General features: G+C 62.0%; 9 protein-coding genes. 4 read left to right on the plus strand and 5 right to left on the minus strand.

The genetic code is table 11. The features are described 5' to 3' along the window. The first annotated feature begins 14 nt into the window (after positions 1-14). Positions 15-1001: a DnaJ domain-containing protein gene (locus DVU_RS04760; RefSeq protein ID WP_010938302.1), complete on the plus strand. Its 987-nt coding sequence runs from the start codon at positions 15-17 to the stop codon at positions 999-1001. Positions 1002-1142: 141 nt separating this feature from the next. On the opposite strand, the gene DVU_RS04765 is transcribed toward DVU_RS04760, so the two are convergent. After that, a complete protein-coding gene (locus DVU_RS04765) occupies positions 1143-2027 on the minus strand; it encodes a DMT family transporter (RefSeq protein ID WP_010938303.1) in 885 nt (294 codons plus the stop codon). 137 nt (positions 2028-2164) lie between these two features. On the opposite strand from DVU_RS04765, the gene DVU_RS04770 reads away from it, so the two are divergent. After that, a complete protein-coding gene (locus DVU_RS04770) occupies positions 2165-3478 on the plus strand; it encodes a hypothetical protein (protein ID WP_223295144.1) in 1314 nt (437 codons plus the stop codon). Between the two features lie 483 nt (positions 3479-3961). Here the strand turns inward: DVU_RS04770 and DVU_RS04775 are convergent, their stop codons facing one another. Next, positions 3962-4411: a metal-dependent hydrolase gene (locus tag DVU_RS04775; protein ID WP_010938305.1), complete on the minus strand. Its 450-nt coding sequence runs from the start codon at positions 4409-4411 to the stop codon at positions 3962-3964. A 215-nt stretch (positions 4412-4626) separates the two neighbouring features. Between DVU_RS04775 and cobU the strand changes: the two genes are divergently transcribed. Continuing rightward, positions 4627-5163, plus strand: a complete 537-nt coding sequence (gene cobU / locus DVU_RS04780) for a bifunctional adenosylcobinamide kinase/adenosylcobinamide-phosphate guanylyltransferase (protein WP_010938306.1) — start codon at positions 4627-4629, stop codon at positions 5161-5163. A gap of 178 nt (positions 5164-5341) precedes the next feature. Continuing rightward, complete coding sequence (locus DVU_RS04785; RefSeq protein ID WP_011792587.1) at positions 5342-6019, plus strand: DUF2939 domain-containing protein; 678 nt, start codon at positions 5342-5344, stop codon at positions 6017-6019. A gap of 343 nt (positions 6020-6362) precedes the next feature. Here the strand turns inward: DVU_RS04785 and DVU_RS04790 are convergent, their stop codons facing one another. From DVU_RS04790 to DVU_RS04800, 3 genes are all read right to left on the minus strand, one after another. After that, positions 6363-6953, minus strand: a complete 591-nt coding sequence (locus DVU_RS04790) for a hypothetical protein (RefSeq protein WP_014524303.1) — start codon at positions 6951-6953, stop codon at positions 6363-6365. 763 nt (positions 6954-7716) lie between these two features. After that, complete coding sequence (locus DVU_RS04795; protein ID WP_010938311.1) at positions 7717-16833, minus strand: DVU1012 family biofilm structural adhesin; 9117 nt, start codon at positions 16831-16833, stop codon at positions 7717-7719. Between the two features lie 164 nt (positions 16834-16997). Continuing rightward, a complete protein-coding gene (locus tag DVU_RS04800) occupies positions 16998-18368 on the minus strand; it encodes a TolC family outer membrane protein (RefSeq protein ID WP_010938312.1) in 1371 nt (456 codons plus the stop codon). Between the last annotated feature and the right edge of the window lie 158 nt (positions 18369-18526).

The following is an 18526-nucleotide window of genomic DNA, read 5'->3' on the forward strand; positions in this document are numbered from 1 at the left end:
CCACCGGAGCATCCGTGACCGAAAGGGATTGCCGACGCATCCTGCAGGTGGACGACAGGGCCGCGCTTGACGACGTCAAGCGCTCCTATCGGCGTCTTGCGTTCGCGCTGCATCCCGACCTCAATCCGGACAAGCCCGATGCCGCGCGCCGTTTCCGGCAGCTGAACGAAGCCTATGTCCTGCTGACCCGGTTGTACGAAGAGCGTGGGGCGTCGCAGTCGCGAAAGGCCGGCCCCGCATCGGGCGGTGCCGCCGGGGCAAGGCCCGGTGCGGCGAGGGATGGCAAGGGGCGTCCGGCACATCGTGACGACACCGCACCCCCTCATGCGGGGCAGGCTCGGCAGGCCGGGCAGGGCACAACGACATCGGCTGGCGAATCGCGACGTTCCGGCCCCACACCGGGCGAATCCGGCAGGGATGCACGGCAAGGCGCGCGTCCTGCCGGGGCGGGAGAGCGCCCCGGAACAGGTGGGGCGCAACACACGCGCGAGGCGACTTCGCCGGATGGCAGCACCTCCGGTGCAGGGGCTGACAGGACGAAGCGCAAGGCGCAGGAAGCCTATACCGAACGCGAAGACGTCTTGCAGGACATCCTGCGTGACCCATTCGCCCGTCGGGTGTTCGAGGACATCTATAGTCAGATACGGCGAACCGGGGGCACGACGGCGGAACGCCCCCCGAAAAAACGCAAGCTCAGCCTCGAATGGGGCGACAGGAGTGTTGCGTTCGACTTCACGCATGGTGTTGCCGGGGCTGTGCGTGGCTGGTTGCGCCGCCAGATTGACGAGGAACAGACCATCCACCTGCCCGCAGCCAATCTGCTGCCGGGCGGACGGGTGCGCTTGCAGATTCGTCAGGGGTTGTCCGACGAGGTTCGCACCGTGGAGATGACCCTGCCCCCCGATTTCGTCGTGGGCCGTCCCTTACGCCTCAAGGGGCTCGGCAAGCGCATCGGCCCGTGGCAGGGCGACCTGTACCTGCGCCTTCTCGCCAAGGTGTAGGAACCACTCCTCCCCTCTCTATCCGTTCATCCCCCGTCTGCCGACGTTGTCGGATTGCCAGCCCGGTCACAGGTGCTGCGTTGTGGCCTGATGTCTCGTTGTGTGCTCTTGTGGCGTGCTGTGGTGCCCCCGTTGGCGCGATCACTCGGGCTTGGTGGAGTGGGGAGGCACCTGTGGGGTCTCACTGCGGTCGAGGACGATGAGAAAGACCGCCGTGAGCACCAGACCTGCCCCCAGCCATCCCAGAGGCGGGAAGAGTTCACCCCACCACAGGTAGGCAAGCAGTGCTGCCAGTACAGGTTCGAGGTTGGCGACGATGGCGACCCGTGTCGGCGCAAGGCGGCGTATCCCCTCGCAATAGACGAAATAGGCGCAGTAGGTCGTCAGCAGTCCTATGGCTACCAGCAGAAGCCACGCCGTGGGCGTCTTGTGCGTGAAGGTCGTGAAAGGAACCAGTGTCGCGACGCCAGCGGGCAGACAGTAGAGGTAGAGCGTCACCGGCGAGTAGCGACGCATCCAGTGGGCACTGAAGATGTAGTGCAACGAGTAGGCGAAGCCGGAAATGAGACCCGCCACGATGCCTGCTGTGCTGGCACCGCCCGAAAGCCCGCCGCCGGAAAGGCAGGTGAGCACCGCGCCCGTCATGGCGACCACAAGGGCCGCAAGCTTGCGTCGGGTGAGCGGTTCATGCAGGAGTAGCCGCGACAGGACGGCGACCCATGCCGGTGCGGTATAGAGCAACACGGCGGCAAGGGCTGCCCCTCCCTCCTGCACGGCGTACTGGTACGAACCGAACAGGACGCCGACCCCTACGATGCCGAAAGCCGACATGGCTGCCCCGTGCCGGGGGTCGACCCTCCACAGGCCGCATCGCCACGCATGCAGGGCGAAGAACAGTGCGCCGAATGCGGCGCGCCACAGCGCTATCTCCGGAGGGGATAGTCCTTCGTCCATGCAGAAGCGGGCCAGCGGACCGATGAGCGCCCATAGCGACGCCGCAAGAAGCACCAGCAGATATCCGGTCAAGGGGCCCTCCTTAAGTACACATGTTCTGCCCCGTTTGCCTTGTGATGGCAAGCCATTGCATCAAAACGCCGCAAACCGTCCGCACTGCGGAAGAATGCGCAGTGTGCCTCGTGCGACAGACCGGAGGCGATATCGGCATGGCTTCACACTGGGGCGTCACGATGCTACAAGGCACAGGTACCGCGTCGCCCAGACGCAAGACCCGCAGTGACAGGCTGCAGGAGGATGGAATGCCCGAAGAGAAAGACATCATCGAAATGCCTTCCAACCGTCCCGGTAAGAAGCCGCAGAAGAAAGGCTCCGGGTTGGTATGGATTCTTATCATTTGCATCGGTATCGCAGCGGGGGCCTTATGGCTGTTGCGTGATGTGCTTGTGACGAACGTCGTGCCCGAACGTGCCACCACCGACCAGACGGGAACGCAGGCTGCCCTCGCACCTGCGCCGGAACAGGGGCCGCCGCCCGGCCTTGCCGACATGCTGGCTGCCGGGGGCAACGGGGCACGTCCCGATGCGGCAGTCGCCGCCAACGGCACACAGGTGACGGGTGTTGTCGGCAACGCCACGCAGCCCACGCCTGCCGTGCCGATGGAAGACGCCGTGGTGCGCTATGCCTTCGTAGAAGACCTCGCCAGCTGGCTTGTGACCAACTACCACCCGCGCGGCACGCATCCGGAAGCGCGCAAGTCGGGCTTCGTCAGTGCCGGACTCAAGGCCGCGAACCTGCGCTACGGAACGGGGATGACCGGTCTCTCGTGGTCGGGTGAGAGCCTTGCCGCAGGGCGTTCCGCCGTGCTTGCCTATGCCTTCACGTCGCCGATGCTCGATGCGCTGTACCGCATGTATGCGGACCGTTTCATGGCAGCCGTCGCCGAAGCCGCAGCCGCCCCCCGTGACGGCAAGACGCTGACCGTCGATGAGACGAAGGAGATGTACCGTCTGTACGCCAAGCGGTTCCGTGCCCTTTCCGGCGCGTTCGAAGCCGCTTCGGGCATGAAGGACTTCTCGCGCCGCGTCGGTGCGTGGACAGAAGCCAGCGATGCCGCTGCCGATGCCAACGCCAGTTTCATGGAGACCCTCAACGCCTACGAGACGGCGCGTGACAATGGTACGGCGCAGGAGGCGGAAGCCGCACGCAAGCTCATGGACATCTCCGGCAAGCGGTACCAGCAGTCCATCATGATGCGCGAACGCGCGCGTGAGACGCTTGCCGAGGCCATGCGTAGCCGACCGGAGGCGCGCGGTCTGGACGATGACACGCTCGTCTACGTGGCCATGTGGGTGCAGCGTCGTGTGCAGGGGGCGCCGGAACGTATGGACGCCGTGCGTATGGCTGCGAAGCTGGCTGGCGACCTCGGTAGCCGGTTCGAGGCTGCCGCTTCGGCACCGGCTGCGGGGGCACCCTTACCTGCGGCGGGTGGCGCTGGCGTTTCCGCGACACCGCGCCAGTGATGCCAGCGTGACCGCCATGCCTGCTGACGTGGGCTGCCGTATGCCCCTGCATGTTGCATCGGTGGGGCAGCATCCGGTAGTGGGCATCGTCTGTGAAGCCCGTGCAGAAGACCATGGGCAGTATGAATGACTTCAGGAATGCCGAAGGCCAAGACCTTCGGCATTCCTGTCTGATGAGCCCGTTCTTGGGCGAGGTGTCGCCTTTGATACACGCCTGTCGGATGGAATCACGCGAAGCGACGCATCTGTCCGGCTAGGCCCGCGTCTCGCGGCACTACCCCCGGCGAAGCGTGTCATGCGCCAGCATCCGGCCTGTGCCGCCGTCCGGTCTGCGCATCATCCTGTCTGTGCCGTTGGCGTTATGCTGTCCGCATGCGTCGCTGTGTGGCGGCGTATACGGTGCGAGACGGGAATGCCCGACACTGCAAGGCGTCGTGTTTATCCTTGCCATCGGATTGCAGTTGCCCTGCCGTTGGTGCGGGGCTACCATTTCTCGTCGAGCACCAGATGCGAGGCATAGCCCAGTACTGCGGCAAGATACCACACGGCTGCCCCCCGCCAACTCATGCCGAAGAGGTGCACAGGGGCAAGCAGCAGCGGCAGGGGAACCAGCAGCATGGCCCACCAAGTGTGTGTCCATCCTCTGTGTCCGCCGATACAGGGCAACATGGCCATGAATCCGAGCAGTGACGCCCAGAAATAGCGTCGCGTGTAGATGAGGAAGGCGTCAGCCGCAGCTAGCGCACCATAGAACCACGGGCGTCCCTTGGAGGGGGTGTCGATGTCGGGAAATATCGACGATGCAAGCGTGACGCAGAAGAGTGCCGCTTGTGTCTCCCTGTCTGCCATGAGCAGTCCGGTCTGTGTGGCGGCGGTGAGCGCCGCAGCCCCGGTGACGGCTCCGGCGATGAGGTGCACTCGGTATCCGGGCATGGTTCCTCGCAGGTTTCAAACTTTTTACGTGACACTAGCCGGGGAGAGGAGACGGGGCAACCCCCGGCATGGTGTGGCGAAATGCGAAGCGTATACGTCGACGTTGCTGGTCTCAGCCTGTTTGCGGTCCATCACCTGCATTATTGCCTGTTGCGGGATAGAGATGCGGGGATGGAGTCGCTGACATGTGCAATACTCGCATAGGGAGGCTGCCGATGCGTATGATGTTGTTCACGGGTGGTTCGCGAAGCGGCAAGAGTGCCTTGGCACAACGCTGGGCCGAGGCGCAGGGGGCGCGGCGTGTGTACATTGCCACGGCGGGCATTCGCGATATGGAGATGGCGGAACGTGTGCGTCGACATCAGGCTGCGCGCGGTGAGGGCTGGACGACATTCGAGGAGCCTCTCGACGTGGTCGGGGCCATAGGGCGTGCCGAACCCCGTGCCGATGTGGTGCTTGTGGACTGCATCACGCTGTGGCTTTCGAACCTGATGGCAGAGGATGATGACGCGTCGGTCATGTCGCATGTGCGGGCGCTTGCGGCTGCACTTGATGGGACATCGCTTCCGGTGGCGTTGGTGACCAATGAGGTCGGGTGGGGTATCGTGCCACCCACACCGCTTGGCAGAAGGTTCCGCGACCTTGCGGGCGAGTGCAATCAACTGCTTGCCGCAGCCTGCCAAGGGGTTGTCCTTGCCGTAAGCGGGTTGCCCCTTGCCGTGAAGGGCGAAATGCCAGCTGCCCTGCGCTGATTGTCGTGCGCAGGCCCCTGCGGCATATCTCTCACTCCTCGGCCATCGCATCATGTCGTGCCACGGGATGCCTGACCCTTTGCCAGCGTCTTTGTGCGCGAGTGGCAGCGGATGCTTGTGGGGCGGGGTTCCATGCGATACAAGCGGCCTGTCTCACTCTTTTCATGGAAGGAACACCATGTCGTATCTCATCCGCATTGTTGGGGCAGCCCTCATAGGGGTTGTCGTCCTTGTCGCCTCGACCATACCCGCCCGTGCCGCAGAGACGCCCGAACAAGCCTTGCGTCAGGTGCAGCGCGCCATCGACACGTCCGATACGGCCCTGTTGCAACGCTACGTCGACCTTGATGCGGTCATCGGCGGGGCGGTGGATGTCTTCGTCCAGACACTGGTCCGTCAGGCATCGTCGAAGGCTGGACAGGGCGGTATGGCCCCGATGCTGGCCATGATGGTGGCGGGTATGCAGGACGGGTCGGACGCACAGGCTGCACAGGCCATGAAGATGCTGGTCACGGGTGAGACACGCAAGTTCGTGCTGCACGGCGTCGCCTCCGGCAAGTTTGCCGGAAAGCCGCGCAAGGAACCCGTGCAACAGGACGGCGGGTTGTTCTCGCCGCTGTTCGAGGGCGCGTCCACGGGCCGCAAGGAGATACGCTCCATCACCGATGTGAAACGCACGGGAGATGATGCCACAGCCGCACTCAAGGTCTACGACTTCGGCAACGAAGAGACCTACCCCGTGAATGTGCGGCTGGTGCCTGTCGGGGATTCGTGGCGGGTGCGCGAGGTGACCAACGTGAAGCAACTGGCCGACCGCGTCCGGCGCGAGGCGGCTGACCAGCAGACACAGGAATAGGCCTGCCGCGAGGCGGAGTACGTCGCCATGTGGGGGATGCGCCACCTCTCGTCTCGTCCATTTCCGATACCGCAGTATGCTCGCACAAACGGTTCCGGTGGTCGTGCCTGTTCAAGACCAGCTTGAGGTGCCCCCAGTACCGAAGGCGTCTCCAAGAGTCTTGAGAAAACGGCTTGTGAATCTTCGGATTCAGGAGTGATGCATCAAAGGCCATCCACAGGATGGCCTTTCTGCATTCATCTCTGCATTCGCGGGCGATGGTCCCATACGAGAACGGTATAGCGACAGTCCGGCTCACGTGTTCGTGCGATGTCGCAACGACACGGGCGCACGGAGTGGGTGGTCAGCAGATATCCGCCTGTGAAGCCGGGACATAGAGGATGCCGTTCATGGAACTTTCGGGGATGCGCTCGAAACCGAAACTCAGATACCAGCCAAGAAGCGACCTGTGGTCGAGGCAGCCGCGCCCGTGTCTGATGGGTTGAGCATTGGCGGTGATGGGCAACCCGAACGATTCGGCAAGATGGATGAGAAAGGTCAGTGCGCGGGCACCATGACCGCATTGAGGGGTGTCGGCGATGATATGCAGGAGTACCAGCCCCTTCTCTGTGAATCCGACCATGAGGCGCACCGGGCCGAAACGACGATAGCCCGTGCCGGGACGGTCCGGTGCGGTGTTGCGATGGTAGCAGGCTTTCGCCGCAGCAAGGATGCGTGCGTGGTGAGACCCGTGAGGGCTGGTGGCAGACTGCGGCTGTGGCGAGGCACTCGGTGACCTACCCGTGTTCGCTAGGGGGGTGCCTGAAGGACGCCTGTCGGGTGATATGTCGGGTGGCACACCGGGGGGTACGCCGCGGGAGACCGCGCGGGCTGAACGTGAAGGGACAGTGGCGGATGTGCTGGCGGGGGCGGTGGTATGGGCTGTGGTTGTCATGGAATGCTCCGGGGTTGTATACATGCAAAGCCCCCTGCTTGTTGCGGCAGGGGGCCTTTTCGTAGCCTCGACTGGAAAAGTTCCCTCAATGCTTCACGTCGCGAGTCCGTTCCCATGATGTCTTCATGGCGCGATTCATGGACGACTTCTGGTTCTGCATGGCGGAGAGGATACGATTCGATGAAAACACACATCTTTATTGCATCGAAAATGATATCGCGGGTGTTCGTATCACCGTTCCATTGGCGGCAATTTGCACGGAAGAGCGACGTTGTCTTGGTTGCGACGCTCTGACTGTGGTATCTGCAAACAGCATATCTCAATATTTTTGCTGTGCATGATGGCCACGGGTGTCATCTCCTGTGCGAACATGGACAGGCTAGCTTCTATCCTGTTCGGGGTCAAGCTGGCTACTCCTGGCTGTGGGGGGATACTTGCACCAGATGCAGCCCCGTTGTGGTTTGGCTGTGTCGCATGGCTTAAGGGGGGCAGCCGCATTACGTAGCTGTTCCGAGAGGAAGAAGAACTATTCAGTGCCAGCGGACGGGCTACCGGCAGTGGCTACATGCAGCGGGTACCTCCATGATGAGGCTGTTGCCACCGGGAAGACCCGATGTTGAACCCGAGACCGCTTCCCGGCTCACTGCTTGACGGGCAAGGCACCTTGAAAGGCATCGAGCCACTCTGACAGGTAATGGAAAGGCCCGCACCTTGCGGTGCGGGCCTCTTGTCTGTTCATTGCGTACCGTTGGGCGTTCCGGTGCTAGCCGCCGGAGTTGATGATCTGCTGCTGGATGGTGTGGTCGATGATGAGGTCGCGAGTCTCCGAGCCCACTGTCACGCTGTAGACATCCTGGCCTGCGGCGTTTGTGCTGTGAGTCCAGTCGCTTCCCACCAGTTCGACCTTGTCTGCATTATCCCCGCTGATGTGCACGGCCTTGTTGCCGGCTGCGGTGGCTTCCGAGGTCCCGGCGAGGTCGAACAGGTCGGCTGCCGTCAGGCGCACGGTCTGTGCGCCGGTGTCGGTGCCGAGGTCGATGTGCTCGATGCCTGACACCTTGCCGTCGGCGATGTTGTTGAAGTCGAGCACCACGTTATCACCATGGATTTCGAGCGTATCCGTTCCGGCACCACCATGCAGCCCCTTGAAGTCCGCATCGGTGATGCGGTGGTCGCCCGAATTGTCCTGAATGATGATGGTGTCGTTGCCGAGTCCACCGTCGATGTAGTCTCGTCCACCGCTACCGCCAAGCGTGTCGTTCCCAAGCCCGCCGAGGATGATGTCGTCGCCTGCGGTGCCGACGATGGTGTCGTCGCCACTGCCGCCGATGTAGACCATGCTCGTGTCGGTGGCACTATTGTGATCGTCGTAAGCATAGCTGTACGTCGTCTGGGCTGTATGATCGCCTGCCGCCCCGATGTGGATGTTCAGGGTGGCATGGTCTTCCTGCCCGGTCGGCGTCGCTATCTTGTAGACGAAGGCTTCGTCGTGACCATTCGCACCTACAGCAGGCCTGTACTCGTAGTCGCCGTACATGTTGACCTTGAGCGAACCGTACTGTTCGTGCGTTATCTCCGTGTACGAACCGTCCTGTGCAATCAGCTGTCCGTTCACCTCGGTCACATGTGCCGTCATGCCTGCAAGTGCATCTGCGGGAGAGTCGCCGATGAGGTTGCCCGCGAGATACCCCGCCATAATGGCGAATTGGCTGACCTGCACATCAAGGCTGTGCTTGGTTGAGCTGATATCGTAATCATTGTCGCTGGCGATGAGCTCGACCTTGTACCGGGCGGTGTCCTTGAAGTTGTAACTGAACGAATCGCTCCGGATGTCATTCGGGTTTCCGTCGAACAGTTGTTCTTCGTATTCCTTCTTGCCGGTATCAAGGTTGATTATGCGGATGGTGAACGTGTCCGTGTCGTAGGATGACGGCGAGTTGGTCACCTTGCCGTCGATGATGGCCTTCCAGTTGAACGCCACCTCATCGTTGGCGTTTACGCTGAACTCCTTCGAGGCGACCACAGAGTCGTTGACCATGTTCTTGCCGAGTGAAAGCTCGAACGTCGGTTCGCTCGCTGCTCCCACGTTGTGGACATGACTGTCGTTGGCCCACCAGTCATTGTCGTTGTCGTAGATGTAGCGAGGCTCATCGATTCCGCTGGCGAAGTTATCCTTGGCGTCCACCGCTGCGCCCTTCAGCTGCAGGTAGAGGTGGGCGGACGAGGGGTCACCGTCGCCATCACGGATGGTGTAGTCGAAGGTGGGCGTCCCTGTGGGGTTCGCCCCAGGAACGTACCTGAAGTCGCCGTCGGAGAAGTCGAACTCCACCGTGCCGCGGTCTGCGCCCAGCGAGAAAGTGACGCGGGACCCAGGTTGCACGACGCTGTTGTCGATGGTTCCGTCGCCGCCAAGGTCTGTGGTGAACACGAGCTTGCCGGTGCTGGTATTCCATGTGGCTGTGTAGACCGTCCCGTCCTCGCTGGTGAAGGAAACCTTCTCGATGTAGGCACCGTCGGCGCCCTTTACATCATTGTTCAGGAGATTGCCTTCGATGGGCACGGTGTTGAGCAGGGTGCTTTCAAGCTGGCTCAAGTCCGTGAGCACCTTGGTCGAATGCGCGTCGGGGTTATCCGGGTCGGTGGGGTTACGTTCCCATCCCACAGGCAACAGGTGCGTGGTGGAGACCTGACTGCCGATGCCGATGGCATAGGCGATGTCGAGGTTATCCACCCCCTTGAGGGCATCGACCCATGCCTTCTCTTCTGTTGCGTTCAGCGCCTCGCTGATCGGGTCGGGGGCTCCGTCCGAGAAGAAGTACAGCACGGTACGGTCCGCATTAGGCATGCCTGTCTGCAATGCACTGGCTGTCGCTGCGGTGGCGTCATCGTAGTCCGTTCCGCCTCCCGGTACGAACTTGTTGTCGGTCGTCAGGTATTGCGTGGCCTTCGCCACGGCATCATTGCCCTCAAACCATGGCTTGCTGGCGTCGGCATCGCTGTAGAAGTCGACGATCTTGATGTTGACATGGCCCATATCGTCGTAGGCGTGCATCAGCTTGGCGATGGCTTCCTGCGCCAGTTCCATGCGGGACTTTCCATCAACGCCAGAATCCCAGGCCATGCTGCCCGAGGTGTCGAGCACGATGACGAGGTTGGTGGTGGTATTCACCTGCGGGAAGGTCGCGAAGTCATCATGAGCAGTGGGCGCATCGTCGGTGACGTTGATGACGATGTTGGCCTTCGCCTCGTCACCCGAGGTGTCGGTGACCTTCACCTCGAAGGTGCGCTGCACGTTGTCGCCTTCAAGGGTGTTATCCTTGAGGGTGTATTCGTAGCTGACTTCGCCTGTGGCGGAGTTGTACCCGGTGATGACCAGCTTTCCGGTGGCGTCGTCCACTACGGTCTGGGTGTGACCGGAGGTCGAGAAGGCTCCAAGGTCGATGGTCTGACCGGCTACAGTGAGTGATTGCAGCCCTTCACCCTTGTCATCGAAGGTGAAGGTGCCCGTGGTGGTCTCTGAAAGTGCGGGGCTGGAACCATCCGGGAGGGCTGCCTCACTGACGGACACGGGGTCTCCCATGGTGAGCACGGGTTCGGTGTTGCCGCGCTCGACGTTCAGCGAAAGGGTGTCCGCCACCCGGTCGCCGTCGCCGTCCACCAGCGTGAAGGTGAAGCTGTCGTTGCCGACCGAGGTCCCGTCATAACGGTATTCACCGTCCGCATTGACGTACAGGGTGCCGTGGTCTCCTGCGAAGGACTGGTAGCCGTCGCTGCCTGCCTTGGTTGCATCGAACGCGACACCGTTGACCAGCAGCTGCCCCACACCGTCTGCACCGGGGACCATATTGAACTGGCCTTCGGTGTGTTGTCCGACGTTGAGCGTGGCACTGTCGTCTGCGCTTGCCGTCGTGTTGAGTTCGGCCTTGGGCACGTCGTCCACGATGGTCACGGTGATGGTCGCCGTTGCCGTGCTGGCATCGGCGCCCGTCCCGGTGGTGACGGAGACGGGAATCACGTCGCCGGTCTTCTCGTTGTCGAACAGCACGCCGCCTACGTTGGTGCTGTGCGCAACGTTGTCGGTGAGAGTGTAGGTGTAGCTGACAACGCCGGTCGAGGCGTCGTAGCCGGTGATGGCAAGCGTGGCATGACCGCCGGAGGCGACATGCTGTCCGTTGGCCCCGATGTTGAAGGTTCGTCCCACGAGGGTGGAGAGGTCGGAGATGGTCTCTCCGGCGATACCCACGCTGGTGATGCTTTCACCGTTCGCATTGATGCGGAAGGTGCCTTCGGTGACAACCGGGCTGCCATCCGGGTCGGATGCGCTGTCGTAGCCACCGGGGAAAAGGCCCGAACCAGCGGCGTCAGCCGTATTGAGGCCGGATTCATGCACCACGTGGGGGGTAAGGCCTGTGTCGATGTCGGGTGCTCGCTCGACTTCGTTCACCGTCACTTCGATGGTAGCCGCTGGGGTGGTATCACCGTCGGCATCCGTGATGCCCACGTTGAAACCAAGCTTGTGCGTCGTACCCGGCAGGTCGAGCGGAACCTTCTGGTCGAAGTGCCACTCGCCATCGGTCGTGTCGAGTGACATGGTGAAGGCCGTCTTGCCACCGTCATAGGTTCCGGTGAGCGTCTTGCCGTCAGCCGACGGGGTCACCGTCACGGCGTGACCGTCGTAGGTGTAGATGCCAGTGGTGCCCACACCGAAGGTCAGTGCCCCACTGGTGGCCTCGCCGTCGGCCCCGTAGTCCATGTCGACGGTGCCCGAGGCCTTGCCTATGCTGTCGACGAAGCCGACATCCACACCCTTGATGTAGAAGTCGCTGTTGTCGCTGCTAGTGGTGCCGTCGGAGTTGTCCACAGCCTGAACGACGACCCTGTCGAACAGGACGCCTGTGTAGCTGAACTGTCCGTTGGCGGGAATCGCCTGACTGGCGACCTGTACGTTGCCGAGGAAGAAGAGGACCTGTCCGCGTTCGCCTTCCCCACCGGTGTAGAAGGAACCGGGAGCGTCCATGTTGAACCTGTTGGCGACGCCATCCAGTTCGAAGACCACCCCTTCCTGTTCACCGGAAGTCTTGTCGTCGCGGTAGCCCAGTTCGTTCTCGCGGTCGGGACCATCGCTGCCTGCGACGGGCTTCCCGTCGTAGGTCACGCCGAGGCCGTTACTGGTGAAGTTGGGCGTGCCGCCGTTCACCTGCAACTGCACACCGGGGGCTATCATGTCGCCGTCGCCGGGGTGCGTGTCGGCACCGAAGCCGACGTGAACAAGGGCGGACTGGCCGAAGTCGTCGGTGACCGCGCCGTTGCTGACCGTCAGCGTGGGCGCGTCATCCTTGATGTCGATGTTGATCGTGGCCGAGGTGCTGTCGTTGTCACGGTCGGTCAGCGTCACGGTGATGTCGAGGTCGAACGTCTCGTCGGTGGCCGGCGTTGTATGCGGCGCGTTCCTGTCCAGTTCGAAGGTGTAGGTCACCTTGCCGGTTACCGCATCAAAGCCGGTGATGGTCAGGTTCCCGTAGGGCGTGTCGAGCACTGCGCCTTCGGCGATGTCGACTGTCTGACCACCGTAGCTCATGGTGAGTGAACCGAGTCCGTCCTTCACGTCGATGGTGAACTCGCGTTCTGCGGTCACCAGCGAACCGAGGCCGTCTTCGGTGCCGCCGGGCAGGTACTTCTCGTACAGTTCACCTTCAGAGCCCTCCAGCCCCTTGATGGAAACGCCGTCGTCCGTCCCCACGATGGTGATGACGAGAGGTGCCGTTGAAGCATCACCGTCACCGTCCGTGACGGTGTACTTGAAGGTCTCCGTCAACCTGTCCGTCTTGGAGTTGAGGTGCTGTACGCGCGGGTCGTCATTGTTGAGCGAGTACGAGTAGCTACCATCGGCGTAGATGGTGAGCGTTCCGTATTCACCCTGAATCTCGGTGCTACCGTTTTCGGAGAAGTCGGTCGCAGCACCGTCGCCCTTGGCGATGTGTGTGACGCGGTTGCCGTCGGCGCTCAAGTCGTAGCCGGGGGCGGTGTCGTTGGAGAGCACATTGCCAGAGGCGATGAGCTTGCCATCTTCACGTACCCAGTCGGCATCCATCTGGGCGACGGGCATGTCGTCGGTCACCTTGAGCGTGACCGAGCCATCCACGTAGTCACCGTCGATGTCGGTGCCGCGAACCTTGATGCCGGTGATGGTCACAAGGTCGCTTCCGTTGGCGTGCAGCAGCGGGTCGATGAGTTCGGCGTGAACGGTCACGTTGCCGGTTTCACCTGCGTCGATGTTCCCGCCGGAGAGTGAAAGGATGACCGCCTTGTCACCATTGGAGTATCTGCCGACGAGTTTGCCAGATTCGACGGCCCACGTCAGGGCTGCGCCTGCGCCTTCCATCTGGACGCCGCTGGCGTCGACGAACTTGAACGATTCGAAGTCGTCGGAACCTGCGGTGAAGCTGAGGCTGCCGCTGGTCTTGTCGGTGTCGAGATAACCGTCGGGTCGCGTCAGCATCGATGCCGCATCGTCATCGAGCGTGAGCGTCAGGGTTCCTGCGCGCGCCGGACCTTCGCCGTCGTTGATGGCGACGGTGATGGTGTCGGTAAGCTTGGTGTCGCCATCCGAGTCGGTGATGCGCAGGGCGAACTTCAATTCCTGCTTGTAGTCGTGGTCGAGGTTGTTCTTCGCCGCGAAGGTCCATTCCCCGTCACCGTTGACGCGCAGGATGCCCTTCGAGGTGTAGATGTTCTGGTTGATGCTGTATTCGTTGCCGCCGATGACGACCTTGATGGAACTGCCAAGGTCATTGTCGGCCCCCATGGCGTGCGTCCATGTGCCCGCGATGCTCTGCCCTTCGGTGACGGGGCCGGCAGCGGGGGCGAGGTCGATGGTGGGGGTGTCGTCGACGATGGTGACGGTGAGGGACGCAGAGGCTGACTGGGCATGCCCGTCCGCACCCGTGGTCGTCACCGAGACGGGGATGACGTCGCCCGTCTTCATGTCGTCGAGGTCTTGTCCGTGCCTGACGTTGTCCTTCAGTGTGTAGCGATACTGGACACTGTAGCCGGAGGTGGCATCACCACTGACCCCGATGATTTCCAGCGTGGCATGGGAAGGGACGCCAAGGTAGCCGTCGACGGTCACGTCCTTGCCGTTCATGCCGATGTTGAAGACCTTGCCCAGCAGGTCGTTGATGGTCTCCACACCGTTTGAGACGGAGAAGGACACCCCGGCGATGCTGACGGACGTGAGGTCTTCGCCGTTGGTGTCGATGCGGAAGGCACCCTCTACAGCTGCCAGTGACGCATCGTTACCAGCCACAAGGCCGTTCTCGTCGACCACGTGGGCAACGGGAGGCATGTCGATGTCGGGGGCACGGTCGGCCTCGTTCACCGTGACGGTGAAGCTGCCGGAGGCCGTGTCGCCATCGGTGTCGGTGATGGTGTACGAGAAGCCGAGTTTGCCGCCGTTCTCTGGCAGGTCGAGCGGTACGCGCTGTGCGAGCGTCCATTCTCCTGTGGCGGTGTTCACGGTGAGCGTGAAGGCCACCTGACCGGAATCGGTACCATCGTCATTGATGATGTGACCGACCATGGTTCCTGCAATGGGGTTGCCTTCCGAGTCTCGCTCGGGCTCGATGCTCACGCGGCGTCCATCCAGCGTCCAGATGGAGGCGTCTGTGATGTCCGCACCGTCCGAGGGGGCGGCTGCACGGTATTCCACGGATTCGGCTTCTGGCTGCTGACCTGAAGCGATGCCATCGAACACCAGTTCGAACGAGCCGGGTCTGTCTGCCCCATAGTCGAAGTAGAGCATGCCGGAATGGATATCTACGCTGGCGGCGTCTGCTTCGTGGAAGCTGACGTTCTTGATGTAGAAGTCGCTGTTGTCGGATGTGCTGAGCCATGTCCTGTCGGTGGCGGTGACGACAACGCGGTCGAAGAGACCGGTGAACTCGATGCTGCCGGCAGTGGAGGACGTGATGGTTCGCGCTCCCACAAGCTGGTCGCCGAGGAAGAACTGCACGACACCGCGCTCCCCGGAGCCTTCGCTCCCTGACAGTGCGCCACTGGCGTCCATCTCGAAATGGTCGGCGACACCGTTGAGCTTGAAGACCAGCGCTTCCTGCTCATGGGACGTCTTGTCGTCGCGGTAGCCCAGTTCGTTCTCACGGTCGGGCCCGTCGGCAGCGCCAACCTGCACGCCATCATAGGTTCCACCCAGCCCATTGGCACCGCCGTTGTAAGGGGTGCCGCCGTCCATGCGGATGTCAACGAACCCCGTGTTGGCGTCGGTGCTGGCACTGATGAGGTCGGCGAGGGTGCTGCCGCTGGTGAAGTTGAAGCTGTGCGTGAGCGCGTCATCGGCAACGGAGGCATGGGGTGCGTCACTGGCTGCCGCGTAGTCCGCCCGCTCGATGAATTCCTCACTCCCGTACACGCGCGGCCCGTCGTCCCTGACGACGACAGTGATGTTGCCGGTGGCTGTGTCGGTATCGGTGTCGGTGAGCACCACACCCACGTTGAACTGCAGTGCGTCGTTGTGCGGATGGTCTGTGCTGGCGGGGTCGCCGGGCAAAGCGTCACCGTCTACTGAATGGTCGAGGGGACGTTCCTGCGTGTAGGTGTACTTGCCGGTATTGTCGATGGTCATGGTGAAGACGGTGAGGCCGTTCGGGGCGGCGTCATCGCCCTCGGCGACGATGTAGCCGCGCAACGTCTTGCCGTCGTCGCTTACGTCAAAGAGCACTTGTGCGCCCTGTGACGTGAGTGCGGGGCCGTTCGTCTCGATGGTGGCATCGAATACCAGCGACTGGACACCGTCTGCACCCGCCGAGAAATTCAGCGTGCCCTGCGTTTCGATGACGCCATCGCCCCACGGGTCGGCAGGGTTGTCTCCAGTATCGGACACGAGAAGGGGAGTGACATCGCCGGACGTGTTTCCTTCACGGAAATTGGTCTCGTCCACTTCCGCCTGCCCGCCGATGATGACGGGGGCGTCATCCAGAATCTGGATGTTGAGCGAATCGCTGGCAAGGTCGCCGTCGGTGTCGGTGGCGGTGATGGGGAAGGTCTCGAAGATGGTGTCGTCACCGGCGGTGTGGTCGGCGTTGCCCGTCAACTCGTACGAGTAGGTGATGACGCCGGTGGCGGGATTGTAGCCGGTGATGGTGAGGGTGCCGTAGTCTCCGGTGACGGTGCTGTTCACCAGCGCACCCCCGGAGATGACGGTCTCGCCGCCTATGATGACTGTGGCGAGTCCATCGGGGGCGGTGATGGTGAAGTCGCCGGTCAGCGTCCTGCCAGCCGCGTCAGGTGCGCTACCGCTGGCAAGGGCGGTCTCGTCGACGATGCCCTCTCCGGCACCGATGTCAGGACCGCCGGGCGCGATATTGGTTATGGTCACACCGTTGTCGACGATGCCGACGTCGGTAAGCGGCAAAGGTTCTGTGCCACGTTCGAACACCAGCGGGTCGAGGGTGCCAAGCCGGTCGACGCTGTCCACGAGGTTGCCGGGGTCGTCGGTGTAGTCACCCACACCGCCGCTACCTGCGCCACCGCCTGCCCCGGGGCCCGCTGCGGGCAGAAGTTCGGCGTTGAAGGCGGTTAGGAAGGCGTCTCCGGGGAGTTCCTGACCTTCGATGACGAAGGTGGGCACGTTGCCGCCTTCAAGCTGGGCGAAGAAATCGGAAACGATCACTTGCCCGCCTTCAGGGAAGGTGAAGACCAGGTCGTTGCCGGATTTCTCTGTGGTTGCCGCATCAGGGGCGAATTCAAGAGCGAGTTTCAGCCCGGCGGCGTTCTGTATGGTGATGACTTCGTCAACTGCGGGCGCAGGAAGACGTATCGTACCCGCGGTGGCTTGCTGCGGAGTGATGGTGCGATTGAGAGGCATAGCTCCCCCCTTTGGTCTTGCACCCTGCCATGCTGGACATGCAGGGCGGTTGCTCGCTTACGCCAGCCTGATGCTCTCCGGGCTGGCATGGCGGCGGATTCCCCAAATCCGCCGCCAATTGCTGACGCTTGGTCGGGCCGCTGGCGACCCTGTAGCCGTGTGTCCTAGCGGATGGTGCCTTCTTCGGGCACGTTTCGCAGTTCACTTCTGTCGATGGACAGGGAGGCAAGAAGGTTTCCGCCAAGTGCGAGCAGGCGGTAGGCGGTTCCGGCTTCGTTGGCCTTCGCAGTCACAAGCTGCACTTCGGAGCTGTACAGTTCATTCTCGGCGTCGAGAACGTCAAGCAGACTGCGCTGGCCGACGAGGAACTGCTGCATGTATGTGTCGCGCGTCTGGGTGTTGTACGTGACCGCCGTGGTGTAGAAACTGCTCTGCTCGTGCGCTGAAAGGTAACGGCTCCATGTGGCGCGGGTCTCTTCGTTCAGGGTGTCGAGCAGGTTCTGGAGTTCCTGCCTGCTCTGGCGAACGCGGGCTGCCGAACCTCTCACGGCTGCAACGTCTGCACCGCCGTCATAGATGTTCCAGTTCACGCGCATCATGGCCGTGGTACCCCATGCGTAGGATTCGCTGCTCTCTACGCGCTCCTTGTATGAAGGGCCGACCTCAAGATATACATTAGGGTGAAAACGCGATTTGTCGAGGTCTTCCTGACCGCGGGCCGCCTGAATGTCAGACTGGTAGGCGGCGATTTTGGGGTTGGCCGTCAGGCTCGCCCCCAGTGCCGTCTCGAAGCTGGCGGGCGCGGTGTCGGGAATGCCAGCCCGTTCGAGTTCGGTGGGAACCTCCATGCCGGTCAGGCGCTTGTAGGCGGCTTCGGCAACTTCGAGGGCACTCCTGCTTTCCACGAGAGTGGATTGGGCGCGGGCAAGTCGGCCTTGTGTCTGGGTGACATCGGCGATGCTGGCCACACCCATCTTCTGCCGTTCACTCTGCGAGCCGAGGATGGTCTGGTGCTGCTGGACGTTGATCTCGGACAGCCTGACGATTTCGCGCTGGCGCAGCACCTCGATGTGGGCGAGCACTGCGTCGAGTCCGAGGGCTTCGGCGTTATCCATCAGCCTGTTGTCGGCAGAGTCGAGTTTGGCCTTGCCGACATCTACACGGCTTGAAGTCGCGAAGCCGTCCCAGACGGTCTGCGTGAGTACGGCCGAGGCGTCGCCACGTTCGGTGAACTCATCATCCTTGTTGGACTGTCTTGAAGTCGTGTCGCTGTATTGTTCTGCGCCGTATCCTGCGCGAACATCGACGCGCGGCAGCCAGCCTGCTCTTGCGCGGCGAAGATCGTGCGTTGCAGCTTCTCGATTCTCTTGGAAGACTTTCAGCTTCGGGTTGCTGTTGATCGTAGAAAGAACGCTGTCCTTCAGTTTGGTCTCTGCGAACGAGACGTCTGGAAGAGACAGAAAAGCACCTGATGCAGAAATAAGAGCGCACGCGGTTGCGCCTGTGATCATTTTTTTGCAGATTGATGACTTCATATCTTGCTCCTTTATTGTGCTTTTTCATTCTCTCTACATCAAAGATATAGAGCGATAGTTGTTTGTTGTTCTGATTGGATGTATGATTATTTTGTGTAGTATCGCGTTGTGTCACTTTTGCTGGCTGCTTGCGTCTCAGCCTTTGAACGTGCTTGACG

Origin of the sequence: Nitratidesulfovibrio vulgaris str. Hildenborough, from assembly GCF_000195755.1 — a bacterium.
In the GTDB taxonomy this organism is placed as follows: domain Bacteria; phylum Desulfobacterota; class Desulfovibrionia; order Desulfovibrionales; family Desulfovibrionaceae; genus Nitratidesulfovibrio; species Nitratidesulfovibrio vulgaris.

Excerpts from the sequence above, each read along its gene's own strand:
- DVU_RS04795 (WP_010938311.1), bottom strand. The coding sequence starts at position 16,833 with ATGCCTCTCAATCGCACCATCACTCCGCAGCAAGCCACCGCGGGTACG.
- DVU_RS04790 (WP_014524303.1), bottom strand. The coding sequence starts at position 6,953 with ATGACAACCACAGCCCATACCACCGCCCCCGCCAGCACATCCGCCACT.
- DVU_RS04770 (WP_223295144.1), top strand. The coding sequence starts at position 2,165 with ATGGCTTCACACTGGGGCGTCACGATGCTACAAGGCACAGGTACCGCG.
- DVU_RS04800 (WP_010938312.1), bottom strand. The coding sequence starts at position 18,368 with ATGAAGTCATCAATCTGCAAAAAAATGATCACAGGCGCAACCGCGTGC.
- DVU_RS04785 (WP_011792587.1), top strand. The coding sequence starts at position 5,342 with ATGTCGTATCTCATCCGCATTGTTGGGGCAGCCCTCATAGGGGTTGTC.
- DVU_RS04775 (WP_010938305.1), bottom strand. The coding sequence starts at position 4,411 with ATGCCCGGATACCGAGTGCACCTCATCGCCGGAGCCGTCACCGGGGCT.
- cobU (WP_010938306.1), top strand. The coding sequence starts at position 4,627 with ATGCGTATGATGTTGTTCACGGGTGGTTCGCGAAGCGGCAAGAGTGCC.